This window comes from Streptomyces sp. NPDC030991 (genome assembly GCF_055571235.1).
Map to the genome: position 1 here is coordinate 427,126 of NZ_JBVIFR010000004.1, position 14,584 is coordinate 441,709.

The window sequence follows — 14,584 nt, forward strand, 5'->3', positions numbered from 1 at the left end:
GCTTCCTCCCTGATTCACCGCGACTTGCCGACCGTGCGGGCCATCTTGCCTCGCGGCCCGCAGCGTGTCACGGGAGGGAGTCTACGGGCAGTGGTTGCGCTCGCGGCGCCGGATGAGAGGGAGCCCACGTAGAGGATGTGCGGACCCCGTGCACGCCCGGTCACGGCAGTGTGACCCTGGGACCCACGGTCACGAGGTCGTCGCAGGCAGCACGGGGACCAGCCGGCGCCACCGGGAGATCTCGCAACCGTCGGTCAGTTTGTACGAGGCGTCGACGGCCCGCCCGTGCCAGGTCCCGGTGATGTGCGCGGTGGCGCTCCCGCCGTACTGCATCGTGCAGTACGTCCCCTTCGGCACCGGCGCGAACGGGTCCTGCCCGCTCTCCGTGAGCTGCTCCAGCCGGTCACAGGCCGCGGCCGGATCGGGGTGGGTGCCGCCGTCGGGGTCGCACTCCAGCTCGTACGTACCGTCGCTGCGGCCGCCCGAGCCGGCGACGGAGACGGTCAGATGGTCGGGGCCGAAAACACCGGAGCTACCGAAGCCACCGGGGCCGCCGGGGCCGCCGATCTCCGCGGGCCCGTCGAGGGAGCCGAACGGGGGTGGCGGCATCCGGGTCGGCCCGGTGTCGGCGTGCGCGGCGCCGGGCACGGCGGCGAGCGCCGCGGCCGAGGCGAGGGCGGTGACCAGCAGGCGGGAGGAGACGCGGGAGGAGCGGCGGGAGGGCACGCGGGAGGAGAAACGTCGCAGCAACATGCCCCGTCTAACGCGCGTGACGCCGCAGCGTTGCGCCCCGTCTCTGGGCTTTGCTCTCCAGCCCGCTCGCCTAGTACCGTGGGAGGCGATTGGTGACGCGGCACTCAGCTGTGTCATCATCTGCACGCACCGATTCGCGCTCGCGCGGCCGGTTGTGCTGGAGGCGTCGCCTAGTCCGGTCTATGGCGCCGCACTGCTAATGCGGTTTGGGACTTAAATCCCATCGAGGGTTCAAATCCCTCCGCCTCCGCAGCAAGATCCGAAGCCCCGGTCCACACGGACCGGGGCTTCGGCGTTTCCTCCGGGCTCTCACCGCGTTTCCGCAGGTCACAACGGGTGCGGCTAACGGATTTCACATGGCGGCGGCAGTCATGTAATGTTCTTCCTGTCGCCGCGAGCGGGCCGAAAGGCCGGGGAGCGAAGACAAAAACTAAAGACAAGCACTCGTAGCTTAACGGATAGAGCATCTGACTACGGATCAGAAGGTTGCAGGTTCGAATCCTGCCGAGTGCACACAGAGAAGAAGCCCCCGGAGATCCTCCGGGGGCTTCTTCGTGTGCGCGGTGGACGCCCGGGGCGTTGTCAGTGGTCTTGGGCATGCTGGTCGTATGACGTGGTGGTGCAGCGGGATGCGGTGGGGTGGAGGGCGGCCCGGGTTCGGCTGGACGGGGGACGGGGGTGAGCGGGAGAGCGGGGTCCGGTTCGGGGAGCCGGTGGCTTTTCGGGTCGGTGGGGCGCGGCGGTGCCTGGGTGTCCGGCGGGCCGGGCGGCGCACACCGTGTCCGGGGCGGGAGGCCGTGCCGGTGCGGGGGACGCGGGCGCAGTGCGGGGAGTGCGCGGCGATCGACCGGGCGCGTTCGGTGGCCGCCGACACCATCGCCGATGACCCGCGGCCGTACCACGTCTATCTGGCGTGGTTCGGGGACGGACTGGTGAAGGTGGGCATCACCGGGGTGGGGAGAGGGGACGCGCGGCTGCTGGAGCAGGGGGCTGTCGCCTTTACGTGGCTGGGGCGCGGGCCGCTGATGGCGGCCCGGCGGGCGGAGGAGTTGCTGCGGGTGGCGCTCGGGGTGCCCGACCGCATTCCGTACGAGCGCAAGCGCGGTGTCCGGGCCGGCCTTGCGCACGTGGCGGACCGGGGTGCCGAGCTGGTGCGGGCCCATGCCGTGGCCGCGGGGCTCGGGGACGGGTGGCCGGAGTCGTTGGAGCGGCTGCCGTGCCGGGTCGTCGATCACGGGGAGGCGTTCGGGCTCGCCGCGATCGACCGGGTCGACGCCGTGGTGAGCGGGCTCGCCGAGGGCGCCGTCGTGGCCGGGACCGTGGTGGCGGCCGCCGGGCCCGATCTGCATCTCGTCGAGCCGGCCGGGCGGCGGCTCGTGGTGGACACCCGGGTACTGGCCGGTTGGCCGCTGGAGCGGGCGCCGGCCGATGCGAGCGGGGCGGGGCTGGTCGTGCGGGAGGTTCCGGTGGTGCAGGGCGGGTTGTTCTAGGGGGGTAGACAGGCGCGGGCCGTCGCGTTGCCCGGTGGCGGCTGGTCGGTGAGCGCCGGTCGCGCGGAGAGTGGCTGACATAGACCGTCGCGGGGAGAGGCACGTAGACCGTCGCGGGGAGAGGGACGTAGGGAGTCGCGGAGAGACTCGCGCAGAGACAGACGCGTGGGGCGAGGGGGCCGGAGCCGGCGGTTCCTGGGGCGTGGCGTCCGTCCGGGCATGGTGGGCCCGTGCGCTGAGAACGGCCTGTGCGTTTCTCAGGGAATTCACAGGTTCGGGAAAGGGTGTTCTCAGAGGCCCGCCGCAGGGTTGCACCATGACCACGACCTCGCCCCAGGGGCGTACCGAACTGCTGAGGCCGGACGGGAGTCCCGTCCGGGTGCTTGTCGTGGACGACGAGCAGTCCATCACCGAGCTGTTGTCCATGGCCCTGCGTTACGAAGGCTGGCAGATCCGGGCCGCCGGTGACGGCGCCGGAGCCATGCAGACCGCGCGTGAGTTCCGGCCCGACGCCGTCGTGCTCGACATGATGCTGCCGGACATGGACGGGCTGAGCGTGCTCGGGCGGCTGCGCCGCGAGCTGCCCGACGTGCCCGTGCTCTTCCTGACCGCCAAGGACGCCGTCGAGGACCGGATCGCCGGGCTGACGGCGGGTGGCGACGACTACGTGACCAAGCCGTTCAGCCTGGAGGAGGTCGTCGCGCGGCTGCGCGGGCTGATCCGCCGGACCGGGGCGGCCGACCGGCGCAGCGAGTCCGTCCTGGTCGTGGGCGACCTCATGCTCGACGAGGACAGCCATGAGGTGTCGCGGGGCGGCGCCAACATCCACCTGACCGCGACCGAGTTCGAGCTGCTGCGCTTCCTGATGCGTAATCCGCGGCGCGTGCTCAGCAAGGCGCAGATACTCGACCGGGTGTGGAGCTACGACTTCGGCGGCCAGGCCAACGTCGTCGAGCTGTACATCTCCTATCTGCGGCGGAAGATCGACGCGGGGCGTGAGCCGATGATCCACACGCGGCGCGGGGCCGGTTACCTGATCAAGCCCGCGGCCACGACGGTGTCGTGAAGCGCGGCCGCACCCGGACGCTGCGGACCCGGCTCGTTGTCACCGCCGTGGGGCTTATCGCCCTGGTCAGCGTGGTGATCGGGACGGTGACGACACTGGCCCTGCACACGTACCTGTACAAGCAGTTGGACAGCAAGGTCGACCAGGTCGTGCGCATGGCCGACGGCGGGGGCCCCGGAGGCCGGCAGCCCGGCGCGGGGATGCGGGAGGCGAACCTGGCGTTCCTGGGCGGACCAGGACCCGGCGGCGATGCCACGGTGGGCGCGCTGGTCGAGGACGGGACCGTCACGAAGGCGGAGCGCTCCGACCACGAGTCCGCCACGAACACCACCGACCTGACCGAGTCCCAGACCGACGCCCTCGCCTCCGTCCCCCGCGACGGCCGGGCGCACAGCGTCAGCATCCCCGGTCTCGGTGACTACCGCGTCCAGTCGTCCAAGAGCGGCGATCTGCTCGTCGGTCTGTCCGCCGAGGACGTCGAGTCCACCCTCAACACCCTGATCCTCGTGGAACTCTCCGTCACCGGCGCCGGCCTCCTCGCCGCCGGAGTGACCGGCATCGTCATGGTCGGCGTAGCCCTCCGCCCCCTCCGCCGAGTCGCGGCGACAGCGACCCGCGTCTCCGAGCTCCCCCTCCACAGCGGTGAGGTCACCCTCTACGAGCGGGTCCCGGACGCCGAGGCCGATCCGCGTACCGAGGTCGGGCAGGTGGGGGCCGCGCTCAACCGGATGCTCGACCATGTGCACGGGGCGCTCCAGTCGCGGCAGCAGAGCGAGACGCGGGTGCGGCAGTTCGTCGCGGACGCCAGCCATGAGCTGCGTACGCCCCTGGCCTCCATCCGGGGGTACGCCGAACTGACCCGGCGCGGACGCGAGGAGACCGGGCCCGACACCCGGCACGCGCTGGGCCGCATCGAGTCCGAGGCGCACCGGATGACCGGCCTGGTCGAGGATCTGCTGCTGCTGGCCCGGCTCGACTCGGGCAGACCCCTGTCGTACGAGCCGACGGACGTGTCGCCGCTGGTCGTCGACGCGCTCAGCGATGCCCGCGCCGCCGGCCAGGACCACCTCTGGCGCCTCGAACTGCCCGATGAACCGGCCACCGTGCTCGCCGACTCGGCGCGCCTGCACCAGGTCCTCGTCAACCTGTTGGCGAACGCCCGTACGCACACGCCGCCCGGCACCACCGTCACCGCCCGCGTGCACCGGCACGGCCCCTGGGTCTGCCTCGACGTGCGGGACGACGGGCCCGGGATCCCCGCCGAGCTGCTGCCGCGCGTCTTCGAACGGTTCGCCCGCGGCGACTCGTCGAGGTCGCGCAAGGCGGGCTCCACCGGCCTCGGCCTGGCCATCGTGCAGGCCGTCACGGCCGCGCACGGCGGGGCCGTGACGGTCGACAGCGGGCCCGGCAGGACCGTGTTCACCGTGCATCTGCCCGCCCACGCCGAACCCGTACCCGTACCCGTGCCGGTACCGGTACCGGTACCCGTCAGGTACTCACAGGCGGGGCAAAGGCTCACCACACAGCGCTAACAGGGCAGTTGGCGAATGTCGGTGGCATGCGAACCGACTCTTCTGAAGGCCTCGGTCCTACGGGTGACCGCCTCGGCCCCACGAGTGACCGCCTCGGCCCCACGGGTGGCAACCTCGGTCCCACGGATGACGGCCCCGGCCCCGCCGCCGCGAGGTTCGGGGCGCTGCCGGCCCGGGAGCACCTCCCCGCGGGCAGCGGCGACGTCCCGATTCTGGACGTCGTCGTCCCCGTCTACAACGAGGAGAAGGACCTCGGCGCCTGTGTCCGCAGACTCCACGACCACCTGGTCCGCACCTTCCCCTACCGCTTCCGCATCACCATCGCCGACAACGCCTCCACGGACACCACGCCCCAGGAGGCCGGCCGGCTGACCGCGGAGCTGCCCGGGGTCCAGTACTTCCGCCTCGAACAGAAGGGGCGCGGGCGCGCGCTGCGCACGGTGTGGTCGGCGTCCGACGCGCCGGTCCTCGCGTACATGGACGTGGACCTGTCCACCGACCTGAACGCCTTGCTGCCGCTCGTCGCCCCGCTCATCTCCGGCCACTCGGACCTGGCGATCGGGTCCCGGCTCGCCCGCAGCTCGCGGGTGGTGCGCGGGCCGAAGCGCGAGTTCATCTCGCGGGCCTACAACCTGATCCTGCGCGGTTCGCTCCAAGCCCGTTTCTCCGACGCGCAGTGCGGCTTCAAGGCGATCCGGCGCGATGTCGCACAGGTGCTGCTGCCGCTCGTGGAGGACACCGGCTGGTTCTTCGACACGGAGATGCTGGTGCTCGCCGAGCGGGCCGGACTGCGGATCCACGAAGTGCCCGTCGACTGGGTCGACGACCCGGACTCGACCGTCCACATCGTGCGGACGGCGACCGAGGACCTGAAGGGCGTGTGGCGCGTCGGCAAGGCGCTCGCCACCGGCTCGCTCGCCCTCGACCGCCTGGCGCGCCCCTTCGGCGACGACCCGCGCGACCGCCAACTCCCGGGCGTGCCCAAGGGGCTGGCCCGCCAGCTGGTGGGTTTCTGCGTCGTCGGCGGCCTGTCCACGCTGCTCTACCTCCTGCTCTACTCCGGCTTCCGTACGTTCTCGGGGGCGCAGGTGGCCAACGCGCTCGCGCTGCTCGTCTCCGCGGTCGCCAACACCTCCGCCAACCGGCGCCTGACCTTCGGGGTCCGCGGCCGTGACCGGGCCGTGCGCCACCAGGCCCAGGGCCTCGTCGTCTTCGGCATCGGGCTCGCGCTGACCAGCGGTTCCCTCGCGGCGCTCGACGCGGCGTCCGGCGCCCCGGCCCACTCCACCGAACTGGCCGTGCTCATCGCGGCCAACCTCGCGGCGACGGTGCTGCGCTTCCTGCTCTTCCGCGCCTGGGTCTTCCCCGACCGGACGCCCCCGGCACCGGCGCGGACCTCGTCCCCGACCCCTCAGGTTCCGCAGGCCTGGGACGCCACCGTGCGGGTGCCCCTGGCGGGCAGCCGCACGCCCGACCCCGAACCCAGGAATCTCCGATGACCACAGACATCCGACCGTTCGACCCGTACGGCAGCGCTCCGACGGATTCCGCTGCGGCCCCGGGCCACAGCCGCCCCGGGGCCCGCCTCCACCAGCGCGTCTGGCGCGGCAGGCCCGAGGACGCGCGCTGGGTCCGTCCGGCCTTCCTCGCCCTGCTGCTCGTCGTCGGCCTCGCCTACCTCTGGAACCTGTCGGCCTCCGGCTACGCCAACTCCTTCTACTCGGCGGCCGTCCAGGCGGGCAGCGAGAGCTGGAAGGCGATGTTCTTCGGCTCGTCCGACGCGGCGAACGCCATCACCGTCGACAAGCCCCCGGCCGCGCTCTGGCCGATGGCCCTGTCCGTGCGGATCTTCGGCCTGAACTCGTGGGCGATCCTCGTCCCCGAGGTCCTGATGACGCTGGCCACGGCCGGTGTCCTGTACGCGGCCGTGCGGCGCCGTTTCAGCGCCGCCGCGGGTCTGGTCACCGTGGTGGTCTTCGCCACGACGCCGGTCGCCGCGCTGATGTTCCGCTTCAACAACCCGGACGCGCTGCTCGCCCTGCTGATGACCGTCACGGTCTACTGCGTGCTGCGCGCCATGGAGCACACCCGCACGAAGTGGCTGGTCCTCGCGGGCGTGGCCGTCGGTCTCGCCTTCCTGACCAAGACGTTGCAGGCCTTCCTGATCCTGCCGCCGCTGGCCGTTCTCTACGCGGTCTTCGCGCCGACCCGGCTGCGCAGGCGGCTCGGGCAGCTCGGCCTCGCCGGGCTCGCGATGGTCGTCGCGGGCGGCTGGTGGGTGGCGGTCGTGGAGCTGTGGCCCGCGTCCTCCCGCCCGTACATCGGCGGCTCCCAGAACAACTCGTTCCTCGAACTGACCTTCGGCTACAACGGCCTCGGCCGGATCAGCGGCGACGAGACCGGCTCCGTGGGAGGCGGAGGCGGAGGCGGTGGCATGGGCGGCGGCACCGGTCAGTGGGGTGAGACCGGCCTCGGCCGGATGTTCAACTCCGAGATCGGCAGCCAGATCTCCTGGCTGATCCCGGCCGCACTGATCCTCCTCGTCGCGGGTGTCGTGCTGACGTGGAAGGCGAAGCGCACGGACACGGCACGCGCCGCGTTCCTCGCGTGGGGCGGCTCGCTGCTCATGACCGGCCTGGTCTTCAGCTTCATGGCCGGCATCTTCCACCAGTACTACACGGTGGCCCTGGCGCCCTACATCGCGGCGCTGGTCGGCATGGGCGTGACAGTCCTGTGGGAGGAGCGGTCGCGCGTCACGGCCTCGGTGACGCTGGGTGTCTGCGTCGCCGCCACGGCGATCTGGGCGTACGTGCTGCTCGGGCGGACGCCGGACTATCTGCCGTGGCTGCGCTGGGCCGTGCTCGTCGGGGGCCTCGCGGCGGGGCTCGGCCTCGCCCTCGTCGGCCGCCTCGACCGGCGACTCGCCCTCGGTGCGGCCGGGCTCGGCCTGGTGACCGCCCTGGCGGCGCCGACCGCGTACACCCTCAGCACGCTGAACACCGGGCACACCGGCTCGATCGTGACGGCCGGGCCGTCCGGGGCGAGCATGATGGGCGGCGGCGGCCCCGGCGGGGGCGGGGGCGGCCGGGGCGGTGGCCCCGGCGGCGGTGGCATGCGGCCGCCCACGGGCCAGGGGCAGCAGGGCAAGCAGCAGGCCGGTGGTTTCCCCGGCGGCGGGATGCCCGGCCAGAACCAGCAGACCCAAAACAAGAGCCAGCAGAACCAGAACCAGGGCTCGGCGGGCGCCCAGCAGAAGGGCGGTATGCCCACCGGCATGGGCGAGGGCGGGCCCGCCGGCGGCGGCGGCGGCATGGGCGGCCTGCTCAACGGCGCCGAGGTCAATGCCAAGGCCAAGAAGCTCCTGGAGAAGGACGCCGACGACTACACCTGGGCGGCGGCCACGGTCGGTTCGCAGAACCAGGCGAGCTATCAGCTGGCCACCGGCGACCCCGTCATGGCGATCGGCGGCTTCAACGGAACGGATCCCTCCCCGACGTTGGCCCAGTTCAAGCAGTACGTCGAGGACGGGAAGATCCACTACTTCATCGGGAGCGGTTCCGGTGGCGGCATGGGCGGGTCCTCCTCCGGTTCGGCGGCGAAGATCACGTCGTGGGTGGAGGACAACTTCAAGAAGGTGACGGTCGGCAGCGCCACGTTCTACGACCTGACCCAGCCCAAGAGCTGACCGGGTTCCGGCCCTGCCCCAAGAACTGACCAGGCTCGGGGTAGGGCCGCCCGCCCGTGTCGTTCGTCGGCGCCCTACCGGCGCACCGCCACCTCCGCGACCACCGGCCGGTGGTCCGACGCCGCCGGCTCGTCCGGTACCGCGGCCGAGCGCACCCGGACCCCCTCCCCCGCCGCGACGTAGTCGATCCGCCGTACCGGGGCGGCGGCCGGGAAGGAGCCGCCCTCGGCCGGGCCCGCGTCCCGCAACTCCCGCCACAGCGGCGCGAGTTCGGGCGCTTCGGGGCTCGCGTTGAAGTCGCCGAGCAGCACCTGGCGCGCCCCCGGGACGGCGCGCCGCTCGCTCGCCATGATCCGCCGGGTGTCCGCGACCTGTGCCACCCGGACCGCCGGGTCGGGCCGGTAGTCGAGGTGCGTCACGAAGACCTGGACCGGCACCCCGCGCACCTTCAGCGTGACCTCGCCGAAGCCGGGCGCCGGTGCGGGCACGGGGTTCGGGTCCTGCGTGGACAGGCGGGTGATCTCGTGGTTCGCGGCGGCCCGGATCGGATACCGGGAGAGCACGGCCACCCCGAACTCGCGCCGCGGCCCGCCGGCCGTCGCCGGGTCGAGGCTGTATATCGGGGCGAACGACACCCGCATGCCGAGCCGCCCGGCCAGTTCCCGGGCCACGTCGAGGCCCTGGCTGCGCGCGCCCCAGTGCACGTCGACCTCCTGGAGGCCGATCACGTCCGCGTGGAGCGCGCGGAGCGCCGCCGCCTGCCGGTCGAGATCGAAGACCTCGTCCATGCCGGACCCGGCGTGGATGTTGTACGTGGCGATCCGGAGCGGGACGAAGCCGTGGTGCCGGGTCGCCGCCGCCGCGGGCGGTGCGGTCGCGAGGAGTCCGAGGAGGGCCGCGGACAGGGCCATGGGAGGCAGTGCTCGGGTGCGCGTCGGCATGCCGGAACCGTATGCGGAAAACCCTCTTGTACACCGTAAGGCTTGCCCTCTACAGTGTAGAGCGCAACAAGCTGTACACCGTAGAGGCAAGGGGGACGCATGACCACGACGACCACCGAGAACACGACAGAACCCGGACCGGGCACCAGCCACCCCCAGCGCTGGCTGATCCTCGGTGTCATCTGCCTCGCGCAGCTGACCGTGCTGCTCGACAACACCGTGCTGAACGTCGCGATCCCCTCCCTCACCAAGGAGCTGCACGCGTCGACGTCCGACATCCAGTGGGTCATCAGCGCGTACTCGCTGGTGCAGTCGGGTCTGCTGCTCACCGCGGGCAGCTCCGCCGACCGTTACGGGCGCAGGAAGATGCTCGCGACGGGGCTCGTCCTGTTCGGTGCAGGCTCGCTCGTCGCCGGGCTGGCGGACTCCACCGGGCAGTTGATCGCCGCCCGCGCGGGCATGGGCATCGGCGGCGCGCTGCTGGGGACCACGACGCTCGCCGTCGTCGTCCAGGTCTTCGACGACGCCGAGCGGGTGCGGGCGATCGGCCTGTGGGCGACGGTCAGCTCGCTCGGCTTCGCCGTCGGCCCGCTGCTCGGCGGCGTGATGCTCGACCACTTCTGGTGGGGCGCGATCTTCCTCGTCAACATCCCGGTCGCGGTCATCGGGCTCATCGCCGTCCTGGCGCTCGTGCCCGAGTCGAAGAACCCCAGCGGCGACCGGCCCGACCTGCTCGGCGCCGTGCTCTCCACGATCGGTATGACCGGGATCGTCTACGCGATCATCTCCGGGCCCGGCGAGGGCTGGACGTCCACGACCACCCTCACCTCGGCCGCGATCGGCGTCGTCGTCATGGCCGCGTTCGTGACGTGGGAGCTGCGCATCCCGTACCCGATGCTGGACATGCACTTCTTCCGCAACCAGCGGTTCACGGGCGCGGTGGCGGGGGCCGTCCTGGTCGCGTTCGGCATGGGCGGCTCGCTGTTCCTGCTCACCCAGCACCTCCAGTTCGTGCTCGGCTACGGGCCGTTGGACGCGGGGCTGCGGACCGCGCCGCTCGCCCTCACCGTCGTCGTGCTCAACCTCACCGGCATCGGCGCACGCCTGCTGCCCAGGATGGGCACGCCGCTGACCATCGCCTCCGGCATGACCTGCCTGGCGGCGGGGCTCGCGGCGATCTCGCTGCTCGGCGGGGACAACTACGGCGGCATGCTGGCGGGCCTGATCATCATGGGCGCGGGGATCGCCCTGGCGATGCCGGCCATGGCCAACGCCATCATGAGCGCGATCCCGCCGGAGAAGGCGGGCGTGGGCGCGGGCGTCAACGGCACCCTCGCGGAGTTCGGCAACGGGCTCGGCGTCGCCGTCCTGGGCGCCGTACTCAACGCCCGGTTCGCGGCGCTCGTCCCGGTCACCGCTGCCTCGCTCCCGGCGGCGCTCGCGGCGGCGCGACCGGGTGCGGAGAGGGCCCGGATCGCCGACGCGTTCGCCTCGGGCCTGGAGACCAGCCAGATGGTCGGAGCCGTCGCCGTGCTCGTCGGCGGACTGCTCGCCGCGGCGTTGCTGCGGCGGGCCGAGAGGGCAGACTCTGCCCCGGTGGCTTCGGCATAGCATCGACAGCGGGCGGACGGACGGATTCCGCGGGAGGTCCGCCCGCACCCGCGAACGAGGAACTCTGGGAGGGTGCGCCATGGCGAAGGCAGCGCGGATGAGCGTCTGGCTGGAGGAGTCCGAGCCCAAGGCGGCGCGTACCAGGCGCAGCGAGCAGCCCAGCGGCCTCGACCGGGACCGGATCACCGAGGCCACGGTGAAGCTGCTCGACGCCGAGGGGCTCGGCAAGTTCTCCATGCGGCGCCTGGCGGGCGAGCTGGGGGTCACCGCGATGTCCGTGTACTGGTACGTCGACACCAAGGACGACCTGCTGGAACTCGCCCTCGACCGGGTCTTCGGCGAGCTGGTGGTGCCCGAGCCGGCGGCCGTCGACGCCGGGGACTGGCGGGTGCAGGTACGCCAACTGGCGCGCGTCTACCGGGATCTGATCGTCCGCCACCCCTGGATCTCGCCGCAGATGGGCAACTACCTCAACATCGGGCCGAACTCGCTGCGGTTCTCGCGCGCGGTCCAGCGGGTCGTCGCCGCCACCGGGCTCTCCCTCGCCCGGCAGCGCGGCGCCATCGCCTCCGTCTTCCAGTTCGTCTACGGCTACGGCACCATCGAGGGCCACTTCCGTCAGCGGTGCGCCGAGGCCGGACTGTCCCAGGACGACTACTTCCGCGAGGCGATGTCGGCGTTCCGGGTGCCGCCGGAGATGGCCGAGGACTTCCGGCAGGCCGAGGAGATGGTGGCCGCGGTGGAGAGCGGCCTGACGGTCGAGCAGATGCGCGACGCGGACTTCCAGGTCGCGCTCGACCTGCTCGTCGCGGGCATCGAGACCCTGGTCGCCCAGGAGGCCGCCGCCCGCTGACGGCGCCGCGCCGGCCCGCGCCGGTGTCAGTCCTGCGGTGCCAGCCGCGCCGGGAAGCCACCGGTGGCGATCGGGCCCCACTTGTCGGGGGGTCACGCGGATGATCGACTTGCCCTGCTTGCGCATGGCCTCCCGGTACTCGTCCCAGTCCGGGTGCTCGCCCGAGATGTTCCGGAAGTACTCGACCAGCGGCTCGACCGAATCGGGGGAGTCGAGGACCTCGGCGGTCCCGTCGACCTGGACCCACGGGCCGTTCCACTCGTCACTGAGGACCAGCACGCTCACGCGCGGGTTCCGCTTGGCGTTGCGCGTCTTGGCGCGCTCGGGGTACGTCGAGACGACGATCCGCCCCGAGTCGTCGACCCCGCAGGTCAGCGGTGAGGCCTGCGGGGTGCCGTCGGCGCGGGCGGTGATCAGCAGAGCGCGGTGACGGGGGCGTACGAAGTCGAGCAACTCGGCGAGGGGGACACGGGTGTTGGTCGCGATGTTCGGAGCCATGATCCCAGCGTAAGCCGCACCCGGCGCGCGCGCCGCTCACACCCCGCCGGCCCTCAGCGCCTCCTCCGCGCTGTCGTGCATGGGCACGTCCCGCCGCACCTGCGAGAGGGTCAGCACCCGGTGCACCGGCCCGCCCGGGAGGACCGCCACCCGCATCAGGGCGCCGTAGCGGTCCTGGAGATGGCGGCGCAGGTCGAGCAGGAGCCGTACGCCCTGGGAGTCGAGGAACGTGGTGCGGGTCAGATCCAGGACGAACTCCCGGCGCTGCCCGGACCGCTCGTCGGCGAGGGCACATGCCTCGGCGAGCAGGGCCCGCGCGTTGCCCAGGTCGATCTCGGGCGGGAACGCGATGAGCGTGCGGTCCGCGATGTCGACGGGCGCCAGATGAAGGGGTGTGGCCACGGGGGCTCACCTGCCAGACCGGTACTGGTGGTCGGTCGGGGGACGTCGAGCCGCTTCCTGACCCACATCCATTGCACCACCGATGGGGGCACCGCGTCGTCCTCCTTGCGAAATCCACGTCTTGTTAAGGAAACGGCTAGAGTTTGATCCGTCCTGCGCTCGCAGTCGGGAATGTGCTGCGGAGCTCTCCCCGCGCATGGCCATTTGGTCATGCTCGCTGAAGAGGTTCGTGGTGGTTGCGCCCAGTTTTCCCGAAGTGCCGCCCTCGGTTGCCGATTTCCGGCTGGCCGAGGCGATCACCGTCGCAGCTCGACAGCTGCACGAGCAGACCGGCCCCCGTGCCACCCTGCGCACCGCCGTACGCCTCGCCGTACATCTGGTGCCGGGTACCGACCACGCCGGCATCGTCACCGTCGGGCGCGACCTCGTACCCGAATCCGTCACCTGGAGCGACGACGTCGCGTGCAGCGCCCAGGCGCTCACCGGGATGCCGGGCCACCGCGCCTTCTGGGAGAAGCTGTGGACCGCGCCCGTCGCCACCCTCGACGACACCGCCGCCGTGCAGGGCCCGGGGCAGAGCCTGGGCGTACTCGGTGTGCGCTCCGTGCTCGCGCTGCGGCTGCGGACCGACCGGCGCCGGCTGACGGCCCTCATGCTGTACGGCCGTGAACCGGGCGGCCACGACGAGGCGAGCCTGCGCGTGAGCCGGATGCTCGCGGCACACGTCTCGCTGGCGCACGACTCCGCCACCGTGCAGGAACAGCTCACCGAGGCGATGCGCACCCGGGACCTCATCGGACAGGCCACCGGGCTGCTCATGGCGCGCGAGGGCGTCGACGCGGCCGAGGCGTTCGCCCATCTCGTGCGGGCGTCGCAGCAGCAGAACATAAAGCTCAGAGACCTGGCGCAGCGGTACGTGGACGCCGCGGCGCCCTCTCGCGAAGCGTGAGCACCCGATTACGGGACATCTGTAGGGAATGAACAGTCCCGCCGAGACCCCAGCCGGAGTGAGCGAGAACGGCCGAGCCGAACCGCGGACCCTCGACACCGGGGCCCTCTACCGGGCGCTCGCCGAGTGCGACGGTCTCGACGGCTTCCTCCAGGAACTGACCGAGCGCGCCGCGCACGTCGTGGAGCCGGGCGCGTGCAGCGTCACGCTGCACCGCGCCGACCGGCTGCGCACCGTCGCGGCCAGCGAGGGACTGGTGAGCGGCCTCGACGAGCTCCAGTACGAGGCCGATACCGGGCCGTGCGTCACGGCGGCCAGGGAGTGCGCCGAGCAGCACGCGCCGGACCTCGGGGCGGAGGAGCGCTGGGCTCCGTTCCCCGCCGAGGCCCGGGAGCGCGGCGTACGGTCCATGCTGGCGCTGCCGCTCACCCTGAACCACGGCGTCTACGGCGCGCTCAACTTCTACGCCGGTAACCGCGACGCCTTCCGCGACCGGCGGGAGAGCGCCCGCCGGCTCGCCGCGCAGGCCTCCGGCGCGGTGGCTGTGGCGCTGCGGATCGAGCACGAGCGGGAGGTCGGCCTCGACCTGCGCGCCGCGATGCTCTCGCGCAGCGTCATCGACCAGGCCATCGGCATCGTGATGACGCAGCGCCGGTGCGACGCGGACGCCGCGCTCGGCCTGCTGAGCCGCCGCTCCCAGGACGAGAACATCAAACTCCGGGAGCTGTGCGTCCAGTTGGTGACCCGGGTGGGCGGAGTGCCGCCGCGCCGGGGCGAGTTCGTCGAACGCCTCCCCGGCTGACC

At 72.2% G+C, this 14,584-nt stretch carries 12 protein-coding genes, 2 tRNA genes and 1 pseudogene; 11 read left to right on the top strand and 4 right to left on the bottom strand.

Annotated elements, in window-relative coordinates; genetic code table 11:
- Positions 1-189 precede the first annotated feature (189 nt).
- Positions 190-753 carry an SSI family serine proteinase inhibitor gene (locus tag ACZ45E_RS10610; protein WP_468218986.1) on the bottom strand — a complete coding sequence of 188 codons (564 nt, stop codon included), beginning with the start codon at positions 751-753 and terminating at the stop codon, positions 190-192.
- Between the two features lie 159 nt (positions 754-912).
- Here ACZ45E_RS10610 and ACZ45E_RS10615 point away from each other — a divergent pair.
- The 7 genes from ACZ45E_RS10615 (at position 913) to ACZ45E_RS10645 (ending at position 8,526) form a co-directional block, all read left to right on the top strand.
- Positions 913-1,003: transfer RNA gene (locus tag ACZ45E_RS10615), tRNA-Ser, on the top strand.
- A gap of 190 nt (positions 1,004-1,193) precedes the next feature.
- Positions 1,194-1,266, top strand: a tRNA-Arg gene (locus ACZ45E_RS10620).
- 95 nt (positions 1,267-1,361) lie between these two features.
- A complete protein-coding gene (locus ACZ45E_RS10625) occupies positions 1,362-2,243 on the top strand; it encodes a DUF2797 domain-containing protein (RefSeq protein WP_468218988.1) in 882 nt (293 codons plus the stop codon).
- 316 nt (positions 2,244-2,559) lie between these two features.
- Positions 2,560-3,309, top strand: coding sequence for a response regulator transcription factor (locus tag ACZ45E_RS10630; RefSeq protein WP_468218991.1), 750 nt, complete (start codon positions 2,560-2,562; stop codon positions 3,307-3,309).
- Complete coding sequence (locus tag ACZ45E_RS10635) at positions 3,306-4,841, top strand: sensor histidine kinase (protein WP_468218992.1); 1,536 nt, start codon at positions 3,306-3,308, stop codon at positions 4,839-4,841. The genes ACZ45E_RS10630 and ACZ45E_RS10635 overlap by 4 nt, the downstream gene beginning before the upstream one ends.
- Positions 4,842-4,867: 26 nt before the next feature.
- Positions 4,868-6,340 carry a bifunctional glycosyltransferase family 2/GtrA family protein gene (locus ACZ45E_RS10640; protein ID WP_468218993.1) on the top strand — a complete coding sequence of 491 codons (1,473 nt, stop codon included), beginning with the start codon at positions 4,868-4,870 and terminating at the stop codon, positions 6,338-6,340.
- A complete protein-coding gene (locus tag ACZ45E_RS10645) occupies positions 6,337-8,526 on the top strand; it encodes an ArnT family glycosyltransferase (protein WP_468218996.1) in 2,190 nt (729 codons plus the stop codon). Before ACZ45E_RS10640 ends, ACZ45E_RS10645 begins: the two co-directional genes overlap by 4 nt.
- A gap of 74 nt (positions 8,527-8,600) precedes the next feature.
- On the opposite strand, the gene ACZ45E_RS10650 is transcribed toward ACZ45E_RS10645, so the two are convergent.
- The gene (locus ACZ45E_RS10650; RefSeq protein ID WP_468218998.1) at positions 8,601-9,467 is read right to left on the bottom strand and encodes an endonuclease/exonuclease/phosphatase family protein; all 867 of its coding nucleotides are present in this window, start codon (positions 9,465-9,467) and stop codon (positions 8,601-8,603) included.
- A gap of 99 nt (positions 9,468-9,566) precedes the next feature.
- Between ACZ45E_RS10650 and ACZ45E_RS10655 the strand changes: the two genes are divergently transcribed.
- Positions 9,567-11,078, top strand: a complete 1,512-nt coding sequence (locus tag ACZ45E_RS10655; RefSeq protein WP_468219001.1) for an MFS transporter — start codon at positions 9,567-9,569, stop codon at positions 11,076-11,078.
- A 79-nt stretch (positions 11,079-11,157) separates the two neighbouring features.
- Entirely contained in the window at positions 11,158-11,931 is a 774-nt protein-coding gene (locus ACZ45E_RS10660) for a TetR/AcrR family transcriptional regulator (protein WP_468219002.1), read from the top strand.
- A 26-nt stretch (positions 11,932-11,957) separates the two neighbouring features.
- On the opposite strand, the pseudogene ACZ45E_RS10665 reads toward ACZ45E_RS10660, so the two are convergent.
- Both ACZ45E_RS10665 and ACZ45E_RS10670 read right to left on the bottom strand, forming a co-directional pair.
- Positions 11,958-12,429: pseudogene (locus tag ACZ45E_RS10665) on the bottom strand (PPOX class F420-dependent oxidoreductase).
- Between the two features lie 36 nt (positions 12,430-12,465).
- The gene (locus ACZ45E_RS10670) at positions 12,466-12,831 is read right to left on the bottom strand and encodes an STAS domain-containing protein (RefSeq protein WP_468219004.1); all 366 of its coding nucleotides are present in this window, start codon (positions 12,829-12,831) and stop codon (positions 12,466-12,468) included.
- A gap of 256 nt (positions 12,832-13,087) precedes the next feature.
- Between ACZ45E_RS10670 and ACZ45E_RS10675 the strand changes: the two genes are divergently transcribed.
- Positions 13,088-13,780 (top strand): ANTAR domain-containing protein, encoded by a 693-nt coding sequence (locus ACZ45E_RS10675; RefSeq protein ID WP_468219007.1) that lies wholly within the window; start codon positions 13,088-13,090, stop codon positions 13,778-13,780.
- Positions 13,781-13,838: 58 nt separating this feature from the next.
- Positions 13,839-14,582, top strand: a complete 744-nt coding sequence (locus ACZ45E_RS10680) for an ANTAR domain-containing protein (RefSeq protein WP_468219010.1) — start codon at positions 13,839-13,841, stop codon at positions 14,580-14,582.
- Positions 14,583-14,584 lie beyond the last annotated feature (2 nt).

What these genes read in the sequence shown, in the direction of transcription:
- ACZ45E_RS10610 (WP_468218986.1), bottom strand. Translation starts at nt 753, where the DNA reads ATGTTGCTGCGACGTTTCTCCTCCCGCGTGCCCTCCCGCCGCTCCTCC.
- ACZ45E_RS10625 (WP_468218988.1), top strand. Translation starts at nt 1,362, where the DNA reads ATGACGTGGTGGTGCAGCGGGATGCGGTGGGGTGGAGGGCGGCCCGGG.
- ACZ45E_RS10630 (WP_468218991.1), top strand. Translation starts at nt 2,560, where the DNA reads ATGACCACGACCTCGCCCCAGGGGCGTACCGAACTGCTGAGGCCGGAC.
- ACZ45E_RS10640 (WP_468218993.1), top strand. Translation starts at nt 4,868, where the DNA reads ATGCGAACCGACTCTTCTGAAGGCCTCGGTCCTACGGGTGACCGCCTC.
- ACZ45E_RS10645 (WP_468218996.1), top strand. Translation starts at nt 6,337, where the DNA reads ATGACCACAGACATCCGACCGTTCGACCCGTACGGCAGCGCTCCGACG.
- ACZ45E_RS10650 (WP_468218998.1), bottom strand. Translation starts at nt 9,467, where the DNA reads ATGCCGACGCGCACCCGAGCACTGCCTCCCATGGCCCTGTCCGCGGCC.
- ACZ45E_RS10655 (WP_468219001.1), top strand. Translation starts at nt 9,567, where the DNA reads ATGACCACGACGACCACCGAGAACACGACAGAACCCGGACCGGGCACC.
- ACZ45E_RS10660 (WP_468219002.1), top strand. Translation starts at nt 11,158, where the DNA reads ATGGCGAAGGCAGCGCGGATGAGCGTCTGGCTGGAGGAGTCCGAGCCC.